Source organism: Streptomyces sp. AMJ-169 (assembly GCF_055597585.1).
Map to the genome: position 1 here is coordinate 226,939 of NZ_JBVLTJ010000002.1, position 11,998 is coordinate 238,936.

8 protein-coding genes are annotated in these 11,998 nt (G+C 72.6%); 2 read left to right on the forward strand and 6 right to left on the reverse strand.

Translation table 11 applies throughout. The features are described from left to right. Nucleotides 1–76 precede the first annotated feature (76 nt). Both ACYUD3_RS05580 and ACYUD3_RS05585 read right to left on the reverse strand, forming a co-directional pair. Nucleotides 77–2,113 carry a flotillin family protein gene (locus tag ACYUD3_RS05580; RefSeq protein WP_470964537.1) on the reverse strand — a complete coding sequence of 679 codons (2,037 nt, stop codon included), beginning with the start codon at nucleotides 2,111–2,113 and terminating at the stop codon, nucleotides 77–79. A gap of 113 nt (nucleotides 2,114–2,226) precedes the next feature. Beyond that, nucleotides 2,227–3,552: a L,D-transpeptidase gene (locus ACYUD3_RS05585; RefSeq protein ID WP_470964540.1), complete on the reverse strand. Its 1,326-nt coding sequence runs from the start codon at nucleotides 3,550–3,552 to the stop codon at nucleotides 2,227–2,229. A gap of 429 nt (nucleotides 3,553–3,981) precedes the next feature. Between ACYUD3_RS05585 and ACYUD3_RS05590 the strand changes: the two genes are divergently transcribed. Continuing rightward, a complete protein-coding gene (locus ACYUD3_RS05590) occupies nucleotides 3,982–5,520 on the forward strand; it encodes a hypothetical protein (protein ID WP_470964543.1) in 1,539 nt (512 codons plus the stop codon). 289 nt (nucleotides 5,521–5,809) lie between these two features. Here the strand turns inward: ACYUD3_RS05590 and ACYUD3_RS05595 are convergent, their stop codons facing one another. Both ACYUD3_RS05595 and ACYUD3_RS05600 read right to left on the reverse strand, forming a co-directional pair. After that, nucleotides 5,810–6,676 carry a TIGR03943 family putative permease subunit gene (locus tag ACYUD3_RS05595; RefSeq protein ID WP_470964545.1) on the reverse strand — a complete coding sequence of 289 codons (867 nt, stop codon included), beginning with the start codon at nucleotides 6,674–6,676 and terminating at the stop codon, nucleotides 5,810–5,812. Next, complete coding sequence (locus tag ACYUD3_RS05600; protein WP_470964548.1) at nucleotides 6,673–7,713, reverse strand: permease; 1,041 nt, start codon at nucleotides 7,711–7,713, stop codon at nucleotides 6,673–6,675. The genes ACYUD3_RS05595 and ACYUD3_RS05600 overlap by 4 nt, the downstream gene beginning before the upstream one ends. Before the next feature lie 135 nt (nucleotides 7,714–7,848). Between ACYUD3_RS05600 and ACYUD3_RS05605 the strand changes: the two genes are divergently transcribed. After that, on the forward strand, nucleotides 7,849–9,681 hold the full coding sequence (locus tag ACYUD3_RS05605) for an NAD-binding protein (RefSeq protein WP_470966021.1): 1,833 nt from the start codon (nucleotides 7,849–7,851) through the stop codon (nucleotides 9,679–9,681). An 83-nt stretch (nucleotides 9,682–9,764) separates the two neighbouring features. Here ACYUD3_RS05605 and ACYUD3_RS05610 read toward each other — a convergent pair whose 3' ends face one another. Both ACYUD3_RS05610 and ACYUD3_RS05615 read right to left on the reverse strand, forming a co-directional pair. Continuing rightward, the gene (locus ACYUD3_RS05610; RefSeq protein ID WP_470964551.1) at nucleotides 9,765–11,555 is read right to left on the reverse strand and encodes a S9 family peptidase; all 1,791 of its coding nucleotides are present in this window, start codon (nucleotides 11,553–11,555) and stop codon (nucleotides 9,765–9,767) included. Nucleotides 11,556–11,565: 10 nt separating this feature from the next. Continuing rightward, nucleotides 11,566–11,997: an NUDIX hydrolase gene (locus ACYUD3_RS05615; RefSeq protein WP_470964554.1), complete on the reverse strand. Its 432-nt coding sequence runs from the start codon at nucleotides 11,995–11,997 to the stop codon at nucleotides 11,566–11,568. Between the last annotated feature and the right edge of the window lies 1 nt (nucleotide 11,998).

Sequence of the window (11,998 nt, forward strand, 5' to 3'; positions counted from 1 at the left end):
AGCCCCTGTACAGCGAAGAAGCGGGACCCCGCAGCTGCTGCCCCCCGCGCGGCAGCTGCGGCGTCCCGCTGGTCCGTCAGCCCTTGGCCGAGCCGTTCAGCGCGCCGGCACCGGCGAGGAGCTGCTTGAGCTGCTCGGGGTCGGTGGCGCCGGACTTCATCAGCTTGGTCAACAGGGCGGAGACTGTGAGGTGTTGGACGTCGGCGGCGCTGACCGAGCCGAGCGCGGTGGTCAGGTCGTCGGTGAAGGAGGAGCTGCCGTCGAGCCAGGAGGCCGTCAACGCCTGCGCGGTGTCGGAGTGTTGGACGAACCCGTCGACGCTCTTGCCGAGCGAGATCGCGCCGACCAGCCGGTCGAAGAAGACCGAGTCGCCGCCGACGATGTCGATGTCCGCGTTCTCAAGTCCCTTGGCCAGTACGGTCGCTTGGGCCTCGGCGACCTGCCGCTGGACGTCGAGTCCGGCGAGCCTGATCTCCTTCTCGGTCTGGATCCGCAGCCGGTACTCCTCGTGGGTGCGGGAGGCCTCGTCGAGGGCGGCCAGCGCGGCGGCCTTGTCGGTGAGCCCGGCGGCCTCGGCCTTCAGCTTCTCGCCGATGGCCTTGGCGTCGGCGAGGGCCTGCGCCTCGGCGCCCTCCGCGCGGGCCAGGGCGGTCGCGCGGGCGCCCTCCGCCTCGGCGCGCATCCGGGCCTGTGTCGCCTCGGCCTCGGCGCGCCCGGCCTTCTCGATGACCTCGGCCTCCTTGTCGCGCACCTGCACGGCGGCGAGCCCTTCGGCGGCGGCCTCGGCCTGGATGCCCTCCGCGAGCCGCAGCTTGGCCTGCGCGTCGAGGTCGGCGCTCTTCAACCGGGCCTCGGCCAGGGTGAGTTCCTCGGCGGCGCGGTGAACTGCCGCCGCCTCGGCGGCTTCTGCGGCCTTGATGTCCTTGACGAGCCGCTCCTGTGCCTCGGCCTCGGCGGCGATGACGACGGTCTGCCGCTCCCGCTCGGCCTCCTCCACAGCCCGCAACCGCTTGATGGCTTCCTCCTGTTCGGCGACCGTGCGGTCCACCGCGATCCGCTCGCGCACGACTTCGGCGATGTCGCGGCGCTCCGCCTCGACCTCCTTGTCGGCGGCGATCCGCGTCAGCTGGGTCTCCCGCTCGCGCGCGATGACCTCCAGCATCCGGTCCTTCTCGATGCGCTCGTTCTCGACGGCGATGACCCGCTCGCGGTTCTTCGCGGCCACGGCGACCTCGCGGGCCTGGTTCTCGCGCTGCACGCCGAGTTGCTCCTCGGTGCGCAGGAACGCCCCCTGGGCACGCAGCCGTTCCTCCTCGACGACCCGCGCGGTCTCCGCCTCCTCGCGCGCCCGCGACGTCTCGATCTCCCGGCGCTGCTTGATCTCCGCGTCCGCCTGCCGCCGCTCCAGCTCCAGGATGGCCTCGCGGGCGTCGACGTTCTGCCGGGTGATCTCCTTCTCCTCGGTGCGCTGCGCCTCGTTGGTGCGGACGTGCTCGACGGCCGTCAACTCGGTGATTTTCCGGATGCCTTGGGCGTCCAGGACGTTCGCCGGGTCGAGCTGGGTGAGCGGCGTCTGCTCCAGGTAGTCGATCGCCGCGTCCTCCAGGTGGTAGCCGTTGAGGTCGACGCCGATGACCTCGATGATCCGGTACCGCAGTTCTTCGCGTTTGGTGTAGAGGTCGGTGAAGTCGAGCTGCTTGCCGACCGTCTTGAGGGCCTCGGAGAACTTCGCGTGGAACAGTTCCTGGAGCGTCTTCTGGTCGCTCGCCCGTGCCGTGCCGACCGCCTGGGCGACCTTGACGACGTCCTCGACCGTCTTGTTGACCTTGACGAAGAACGAGATCCGGATATCGGCGCGGATGTTGTCCTTGCAGATCAGGCCCTCTTTCCCGGCCCGGGTGATCTCGATCGCCTTCACCGAGATGTCCATCGTCTCGGCCTTGTGCAGCACCGGCAGCACGACCTGTCCGGTGAACGTCACATCGACCTTGCGCATCTTGGAGACGATCAGCGCCTTGCCCTGCTCGACTTTTCGGAACAGCCGGGACATGAGAAAGAGAGCCGCGATCAGAAGGATCAGGGCCACGACGGCCAGCACAGCGATGACACCCATGGAGCACGTCCTTGAGACGGGAAGCGAAGGTGAGGTCATCGTGGCCCGGGCGCGCGGACCGGCGCATTGCCGGAATTCGGCAGTGTTCGGTGGGTGGTTGATGCCGGTAGACGTTAAGAAGGCATAAAGAGCGGGCCCGGCGGCTCCTGCTCCCGCCCCCGCGCCGCCAGCGCGCTCCCCTTCACCCACTCCCCCCACTCCAGGTTCCAGTCGCCGACTCCGTTGCTGAACGGCGGCATTCGGGGCCCCTCGGTGCCGACGGTCCGCGTGACGTCCCCCTCGCCCAGCACCCGGAACAGCCAGGCCGCGTCCTCGTCGCTCATCCCGACGCACCCATGGCTGACGTCCCGCTCCCCGAACGAGGAGGTCGCCCAGGGCGCGGCGTGCAGATACTCCCCGCTGCGGGTGATCCGGATCGCGTACCGGACGGGCAGGTCGTACGACTCGACGGTGTCCGACGGGATGCCGATGGTGTCGCTGCGCATCCGCAGCGTGGACTGCTTGTCGAGGACGACCTTGATACCCGCCCGGGTACGGTAGCCGGGCTTACCCGTGGTCACGGGGATGACCCTGAGGGTCGTCTCGTCGCGCAGCACGCTCATCCGGCGGGCCGCCGCGTCGACGACGGCCTCGACCCGGGCGCCGGTCCGCACCCGTAGGGGTGGCACGGGGGCGACCCTGAGATCCTTGCCCAGCCGCAGCCCGGCCAGGGCGTCGGCGCGTACGTCGATCACGGCGTGCGCGGGCCAGAAGTGGCGCGGCCGGTAGTGCAGCGTCGTGTCGTCGACCCAGTACCAGGCCCCGTCCCCGGCCGCCGGAACGGAGCTGACCCGCAAGTGCTCCTCCAGATAGGCCCGGCTCTCACGGGGGACGGGCCGGCTGAGGTGAGCGGTGATGACCTGCCCGACCCCGTAGGTGCCCACCCCGCCGATGCCTACGACGCCGGCGCGCGCGCCCGCTCCCTCGGCGCCGGTCCCGTAGGGGATACCCGGCCGGGGTCCCAGGGTGATCCGCAGCGCCTCCTCACGCGGGCGCGCGGTCGTGAACTCCGTGCGGTACACGGCCCGTTGGCGCTGTGGCTCGGTGCTGACCTCCGCCGTGTAGTGGGTCTCGGCGCGCAGGGGTCCGGTGCTGTGCCACACCCGCGCGGACGGGTCGAGCCGGCCGCCGACGCGGTGGCCGGCGTCGTCCCTGACGGTGACGTCGGTGAGCTGGCCCAGTCCCCTAAGGGTCACCAGGACGGGGGCGTCCGGGTCGGCTCCGGGTCCGGCGGCCGGTCTGGCGCCGACCCTGACCTCCGGCTCGGGGGCGGGCGGCTTGGCGTCACCCTGAGGCGTCTCAGGGCCGGTACTCAGGGTCGCGGTCAGCGCGACGGCCACCACCGTGGCGGCCGTCGCGGCGGCGCCGCACACCTTCAGGGCCTTCTTGCTCGACGCCAACGGGGCCTCCTGGGAACCGAGGGGGGAAAGGTGCTCGGCATGTAACCGGTTCCGCCGGGCGATCGCGGACCGACACGTCGGCGCGTCCGCGACGCCGGGATGATCAGCATCCGATCAGACGATCCGACGTCCGAGGTCCGCCACTCGTCTGACGTAGCGTCACCTCCGGTCGGGCGGGGGGGTTCCGGACGCCGGGGCGACACGTCGGAAAGCGGCCACCCCGGACGCCGTATCCGTCCGGGGCCGCCGCCGCGCACCCCGAACGGCGGCACCCGCGAGTCCAACTCCCTTGATTTCCCTGCTGGGTTACCCGGTCTCAACCCCCTCCGGGCGCCCCCCGAGAGAGTGGGGTGAATCCATGCGGCCATATGACGTCCGCCGCGCGTGCCGCGCCCGTTCCCGCAGGCCGACGTAATGATCATCACGATCATGATCATCCGACCTCCCCTGCGCCCCGGCCGCCTCACCGCCGGAGCCCTGGCCCGGCGGACCGTCGTACGGCTCGTCGTCCTCTGCGCCGCACTCGGCGCCTGCTGGCCCGCACCGGCGGCCGGCCTCTCCGGGGCGGGTCTGCCCGCCGACGGCACCGGCAAGCGGGGGCTTGAGCTGCGGGTGATCGTCAACAAACGCGAGGGTGTCGGCGCCGTCAGCCCCGGTATCCGCACCGGGCACCCGGTCGTCAAGGAGTACCGCCTGGTCAACAAGGGCGGCGCCGACATCCACGACATCGCCGTCAGCGACCCCGGCATGAAGGGCGCCCGGATCGTGTGCCCCGGCGGCGCGGGCTCGGGCCGGCTGCGGCTGCTGCCCGGGCTCGCCACCACCACCTGCACCGCCGAGGGCCACGCCGAGAAGGGCGCCCGCGTCGCGCACGCCACTGCCGTAGGGACCATCCCCTACCTGCACTCTCCCGTAAGGGCCAAGGCGCGCTCCGGGTACGCCGGTGTAGGGGGCACCCTCACCCTGCGGCAGACCGCGACGGTCACCGACCCCGCCACCTCGCACGGCCCGGCCCGCGTCGACGTCCGCTACGCCCTCGTCAACACCGGCAACCTGACCGTCCACGGCACCCGCATCACCGACCGCCAGCTCGCCCCGCGCGGCGTCAACTGCGCGGAGGGCGCGGCGACTTTGCGCCGGATCAGGCCCGGACAGACCGTGCGCTGCACGGCGAAGCTGCGGCTCGACCCCGGCGCCCACGTCAGCGAGGGGCTCGCCGAGGGCAGCGACCGCACCCGCACGCTCGACCGCAAGGGCAAGCTGCTCGAACCGCCCGTCCTCAGGGCACGCAGTCTGCTGCGCTTCGGCGTCGCGGCGGCGCCGGCCGAGCCGTCGACCGCGCTCAACATTCCGACGCCGGTGCCGATGGCGGTCGGGCCGGATCAGGGTCTGCCCCCAGGGGTCGGGAACGACGAGGTCCCTGACCGGCCTCAGGGGCAGGTTCCGGGGGAGGCGCCGGGGGAGGCGCCGGGCCATCCGCAGGTCCCCGGCGGAACCTCCGGGGAGCTGCCCGGCAAGCCCGTAGGGGAACTCCCCGGGGAGTATCCGGGCGAGGCACCGGGCCATCACCACCCTGAGCCGCCCCTAGGGTTCCTCCCCGGCGAATACCCCACTGGGTACGACCCGGACGCCCCTTGGGCCGAGCCCGGCAAACCTTCGGGCCACCATCACCCCACGCACCCCTCGGACCCCGGGCACGGCCACGGCCACGTCCCCGGTGAGGTGCCCCCCTTCTCCCTGCGCCCGTCGCACGACCCCCGCACCACCCCCGACCCCTACGACCCGTACGGGACGGACACGGCCACCGTCCCCGGCACCTCCCCTAAGGGTGCCGCCGAACTGGGCTGGTTCGGCGTACCCAAGCGGACGCTGTACATCGGGGCCGGCTTGATCGGGGTGGCGGCGATCGCGGGGGCGGCGCTGGTCCGCAGGGTGCGGAGGCGGGGGGATGAGCCGCCGTTGATTTGAGGGGGGCGCTGATTCGGGGGCGCTGGTCCGGGGGGGGCTGATCCAGGGGGGGCTGATCCGGGGGGCGGTCCCGGGGGGGCGGTCCCGGGGGGGCGGTCCCGGGGGGGGCGGTCCCGGGGGGCCCGGGGGCGGCCCGGCCTGGCTCACGCCGATCTGAGGCCGGCCGCCTTCAGAGGCTCCGCCGAGCTGAGGCCGGCCCCCCTTCAGAAGCGCCGCCAGCCTGAGGCTCGCCCCGCCCCAGGGCCGCCCCCACCAACGGGAGCCGAACTCCCCTCGCCCCCAAAGGACTTCAGCTGTTCCACGTCTCGTCGTACGGATCCTTCGGCTCAGCCACCGGCCGGGCCGAAGTCACGTGCAGGTACGGGATCGGGCCGTCGTTGACGGGGTCCTTCGTGCGGCGCGCGCTGTACGAACCGGTCACCAGCAGCCACGTGTCCGGCTGGAGCACCGGCGGGATCGCCCCCTCCAGCGCGACCTTCACCGGCTGGGCGTCGGCCGCGCAGCAACTCAGCGCCATGCGGACGAGATACGGCGTCCCGTCCGCGCCGAGCGCGACGAACCCGGCGATCTGCACCGAACGGCCTTGCAGCGTACGCCCCTTGTCGTACACCGCCCGCCCGGCGTAGTCGACGAGCGCCAGCCGCAGCGTTCCCGTCGCGGGCAACTTCCCGTAGGCGACGGGCTCTTGGAGCGCCGTACCGGTCCGGTTCGCGCTGTACGAGCCGAGCGCGGGCGGGGCGACGAGGATCAGGGCGAGGAGGGGGAGGATCAGCAGCCAGGCGACGCGGGGTTCGCGGTGTACGTGTACGTGGGCGTCGTCGCCGTGGGCGGGAGCGTGACCGGCGTCGCCGTGGACCTGGGCGTGGGCGTGGCCGTCACGCTCATCGGACACCGGAACCCCCGCCTCCGACGCCGCCCCGGCCCCCGCCGCCCCCGATGCCGCCCCCACTCCGGCCCCCACCGCCCCCGACGCCGCCCCCGCCCCCCGCCCATACCACCAAGCCGCCCCCGCCGCGACAACCAACACCACCCCCGCCGCCAACAGCAACGGCTGCAACCCGGCCTTCACGTACCGGAGATAGAGATCCGTGCTCCCGGCGTGCAGCATCGTCGCGCCGAGCAGGAACAGGACGGCCGACTGGGTCTGGCGATTCACAGGAGCACCGTCCCGACTAGTACCGAGATGACAATGGCCAGCACGAACGTCGCGGGTGCGAACCGGAGTGCGAAGGCCCGCCCGAACGTCCCGGCCTGCATCGCGAAGAGCTTCAGGTCGATCATCGGGCCCACCACGAGGAACACCAGCCGGGCGGTCAGCGAGAACTGCGACAGCGAGGCGGCGACGAACGCGTCGGCCTCCGAGCAGATGGACAGCACGACGGCGAGCACGGCCAGCGCGAGCACCGCAACGACCGGATTCTCGGCGGCAGTTCGCAGCCAGCTCTCCGGCGCGACGGCCTTCAGCGTGGCCGCCGCCATCGCACCCACGACGAGGAAGCCGCCCGCGTGCATCACGTCGTGCCGCACCGCGTCCCAGAACGCGGCCCCCTTCGTCCGCCCGGCGTGCGCGCGGTGCGCCGGGACTTTCAGCAGATCGGTACGGCCGAGCCGGAGCCACAGCCACCCCATCGCACATGCGACCAGCAAACTGGCGACGAACCGGGCGACGACCATCTCCGGGTCGCGCGGGAACGCGACGGCGGTGGCGGCCAGCACGATCGGATTGATCGCCGGCGCCGACAGCAGGAACGCCAGCGCCGCCGCCGGCGTCACCCCGCGCCCCACCAGCGCCCCCGCCACCGGCACCGACGCGCACTCGCACCCCGGCAGCACGACCCCGGCGACCCCCGCGACCGGCACCGCGAGCGCCGGCCGCTTCGGCAGCGCCCGCGCGAAGAACGACGGCGGCACGTACACCGCGAGCGCCGCCGACAGCAGCACCCCGAGCACCAGGAACGGCAGCGCCTGCACGACGACGGCCACGAACACGGTCGTCCAGCTCTGCATCACCGGCGCCGACAGCGCCCGCCGGACCGGCGCCTGGAACAGGGTCAGCAGAAGCAGGGCGAGCACGAAGAGGAGGGAGGAGTTGACCCTGGGCCCCTTAGGGGACGTAGGGCCCTTAGGGGACGCCGGACCCTTAGGGGACCTAGGGGTCTCAGTTGTCTCGTCCGCGCCGACAGTGATGGTCACAGCCCCCCATACGACACAAACCCCCCGCCCGTTCAACCAGTTGCTGGAACCACGCACCCTCTTGAGGCAGTCTTTCCCCTCGTGGCGACCGTACCGAATCCGGCCAGACCGGCGAGCACCCGCGCCGAGGCGCACATGGTGGTGTGCGGCGACGACGGGCTGGCCCACCGGCTGGCCGCCGAACTGCGCGGCGTCTACGGCGAACAGGTCACCCTCGTCGTCCCGCCCGACCGGCGCACCGTGCGCCCCCCGGTCGTCGGCCGGGCCCGCGCGGTGTCGGCGGCGCTGCTGGACCGGATGGTGAACGCGGCCGTCAACAGGGCGTCCGGCAACGGGAGTTCGGGCAACTCCGGGACAGGCAACGGAAGTTCACCGCCGCCCGCCCCGCCCGCCGCCGACGGAACCGTCCTGGAGGCCGCCGAGGCGACCGAACAGGTCCTGTCCGAGGCGGGAGTTGAACGCGCGGCGGCCCTCGCCCTGGTGTACGAGGACGACGAGACCAACATCCGCGCCGCCCTCACCGCCCGCCGCCTCAACCCCCGCCTGCGCCTGGTCCTGCGGCTGTACAACCGCAAGCTCGGCCAGCACATCGAGGCCCTCCTCGATCAGTCGGCGGCCCTCGCGGGCGCCGGGGAGGCCGGTACGACGACGGTCCTGTCCGACGCCGACACGGCCGCCCCCGCGCTGGCCGCCGCCGGCATCACCGGCACCACCAAGGTCGTACAGACCGACGGGCTGCTGCTGCGGGCGGTCGAGCGGCACGGCGAGACGGCGGGCCGCAGCCCCGGGCTCGCGACGCTCGCGCTGCTCTCCGACAGCGAGGGCAACGGCGAGCAGGGGCCCCAACTCCTGCCGGACGCAGGCGAGGTGAGCGCGGCGCCGGGGCGGGGGACGGTGGTTCTGGAGCAGGTGTCGTACGCGTCCGGGAGCACCTCGGCGGGGCGCGGGGCCGGGCTCGTCGCGCCTGTCGCGTCGCTGTTCTCGCGGCGGCTGCGGTGGTCGCTCGCGGGGCTCGTGGGGTGCGTGTTCGCGCTCGCGGTCACCTTGTGGCTGGCGACCGGGATCCATCCCCTAGGGGCGCTGTATCTGACGCTGCTGGACCTGTTCGCGATCAACGACCCGGCGATCGGCGCCCCGCTGATCCGGCAGATACTCCAACTCCTGTCCGGGCTCATGGGGTTGCTGCTGCTGCCGGTGCTCCTCGCGGCGGTCCTCGAAGCGCTGGGCACCTTCCGCACGGCGGGTGGACTCCGTAAGCCCCCTAGGGGACTCGGGGGGCACGTCGTCCTGCTCGGTCTCGGCAAGGTCGGTACGCGGGTGCTGATCCGGCTGCGGGAGCTGAACATCCCTGTGGTGTGCGTGGAGTCGGTCCCGGAGGCGCGCGGACTCGCCGTCGCCCGGCGGCTGCGGGTACCGGTCGTCCTAGGGGATGTCACCCAGGACGGCGTCCTGGAGGCCGCGAAGATCCACCGCGCCCACGCCCTGCTCGCCGTCACCAGCTCCGACACCACCAACCTCGAAGCCGTCCTGTCCGCCCGCGCGGTCCGCCCCGATCTGCGGGCCGTGCTGCGGCTGTACGACGACGACTTCGCGACCGCCGTCTTCCGCACCCTGCGCGCCGCGCACCCGCACGCGCAGACCCGCAGCCGCAGCGTCACCCACCTCGCGGCGCCCGCGTTCGCCGGGGCGATGATGGGCCGTCAGATCCTGGGCGCGATCCCGGTCGAGCGGCGTGTGCTGCTCTTCGCGGCTCTGGAGGCGGGCGGGCACCCGGAGTTGGAGAACCGCACGCTGCGCGAGGCGTTCCGCCCCGGCCACTGGCGGGCGCTCGCCCTCGACACCGGCACGGGCCTCAGCTGGGACCTGCCGCCGGACCGCGTCCTGCGGCCCACGGACCGGGTGATCCTCGCGGCGACCCGGCGGGGCCTCGCGGAACTCCTGCGCGGCCGGCCGCGCAACGGGGCCTGAACAAGCCGCCGGCCGCGCAACAGGGCCTGAACACAAGGACCTTGAGAGCGCCGGGCCTCGAAACCGGCGCTCTCAAGTGGTCCTCATTCTCCCAAGTACCGCTGCGCGAACTCAAGTTCAAGGCGAACTTGTTTGATCCGCTCGTCCACGACCAGCGATCCGTGCCCGGCGTCGTACCGGTACACCTCGTGCGCCGCGCCCCGCTCCTCCAGCCGGCGCACATAGTTGTCGACCTGGCGGATCGGGCAGCGCGGGTCGTTGACGCCGGCCGAGATGTAGACGGGGGCCTTCACCGCGTCGACGTACGTCAGGGGCGACGAGGCGGCGTACCGCTCCGGGACCTCCTCGGGGGTTCCCCCTAGGAGGGTGCGGTCCATCGCCTTCAGGGCCTCCATCTCGTCGTGGTACGCCGTGACGTAGTCCGCGACCGGCACCGCCGCGATGCCCAGCGACCAGAGCTCGGGCTGGGTGCCGAGGCCGAGGAGGGTGAGGTAGCCGCCCCACGAACCGCCGGTCAGGACAAGCCGGTTGGGGTCGGCGAGCCCGGAGGAGACCGCCCATGCGCGGACGGCCGCGATGTCCTCCAGCTCGATGAGGCCGACGCGCACCTTGAGGGCGTCGGTCCAGTCGCGGCCGTATCCGGTGGAGCCCCGGTAGTTGACCCTGATGACGGCGTACCCGTGGTCGACCCAGGCGGCGGGTCCGGCGGCGAAGGCGTCGCTGTCGTGCCAGGTGGGGCCGCCGTGGATGTCGAACACGGTCGGGAGGGGCCCGTTGACCCCTAGGGGGCGCTGGACCAGCGCGTGCACCCGGCCGCCGGGCCCCTCGACCCACACGTCCTCCACCGCGACCGAGGCCGGGGACTTGGGCCCCGGTGGATCGAGGACGACTTCACCGGTCGTGGAGCGGACGGCCGGCGGCTCGGCGGCCGACGACCACAGGTACTCGACACTGCCGTCGGGCCGGGCGGTCGCCCCCGAGACCGTCCCTGACGGGGTCGCGATCCGCTCCAGGGAACCGTCCCCTAGGTGATAGCGGAACAGTTCGCTGCGCGCCTCGAAGCTGTGCGCGACGAGCAGCGCGGAACCGTCCGGGCACCACTCCGCGCTGACGTCCCCCGGCAGGTCGAGCACCAGCTCGGTCTCCGCGCCGGAGGCGACGTCCCACACCAGCGGCTCCCACCGGCCGCGCCGCTGATGCCCGACGAGCAGCCGCGTGTCCCCGTCGACGGGCGCGAACCCCAGGACTTCCAGGCCGAGTTCGTCCTCGCCGCGCCGGGTGTCGTCGAGTTCGGCGACCGTCGTCCCGTCCAGGCGCAGGACCCGCAGCGCGGAGTGCATCGCGTCGCCGTGCTCGGTGTGCTCGACGGCGATCAGGGTCCCGTCGTGCGAGAGGTCGCCGACGCCGGCGGACTCGCGGTGCCGGTAGACCTCGCGCGGCGCCTCGCCCTCGACGACGACATGGATGCTGGTCCCGTCCTCGTCGGTGGAGCGCCCGACGACGGCGGTACGCCCGTCCCGCCCGAGCGCGAGCCCCGACGGGTACGAGGGCCCGAGTCCCGGGGCGGCGGTCAAGTCCTCGCCCCCGTCGAAGGGTTGGCGCCGCCAGACCCCGAACTCGTCCCCGTCCTTGTCGTCGAACCACCAGATCCAGGCCCCGTCCGGCGACAGCACCCCGTCCGTCGTCCCGTTCGCCCGCTCGGTGACCTGCCGCTGCCGCCCGCTGCCGCGATCCCACGCGTACAGCTCATAGGTCCCCGTGGCATTGGACACGAACAGAGAACGCTCCGGCGCGTCCTCGGCCCACTCAGGCAGGGACACCCGGGGCGCCCTGAACCGCTTCTCCCAGTCCGGCATGGCTTCTGCGTCGCTCATGCCCCTATTCTCACCGGCTGCGGAGGTCGCCCCGGTCGAGGGCTTCGTGCAGGAGCGTGGTGATCTCTTCGGGCAGGAGGTTGAGGGTGTCGAGGGCTTCGTGGGTGAGGGGGATCTCGTCGAGGATGTATTCGCCGCGGTCGTCGCGCTGGAACTCGGGGCCGCTGCGGTCGGCGAAGTTCCAGGTGCGGATGCGGGCGAGGTAGAAGTATTCGGTTTCGCCCTTGGCGTTCTCCGTCTGGTGGAGCAGGCGGACGATGTCGGCGTCACCGGCGATCTCCTCGCGGATCTCGCGTTGGAGGGCGTCCTCGTGGCCGGTGTCGCTGTCCTCGATGCCGCCTCCGATGACGACCCAGTAGGGGGCGATGCCGGGGCGGATGCGTTTCATCAGGAGCAGGGTGCCGGCGGGGGTGATCAGGACGGCGCGTACGCGTTGTTTCACG

Excerpts from the sequence above, each read along its gene's own strand:
- ACYUD3_RS05590 (WP_470964543.1), top strand. The coding sequence starts at position 3,982 with ATGATCATCCGACCTCCCCTGCGCCCCGGCCGCCTCACCGCCGGAGCC.
- ACYUD3_RS05605 (WP_470966021.1), top strand. The coding sequence starts at position 7,849 with ATGGTGGTGTGCGGCGACGACGGGCTGGCCCACCGGCTGGCCGCCGAA.
- ACYUD3_RS05610 (WP_470964551.1), bottom strand. The coding sequence starts at position 11,555 with ATGAGCGACGCAGAAGCCATGCCGGACTGGGAGAAGCGGTTCAGGGCG.
- ACYUD3_RS05580 (WP_470964537.1), bottom strand. The coding sequence starts at position 2,113 with ATGGGTGTCATCGCTGTGCTGGCCGTCGTGGCCCTGATCCTTCTGATC.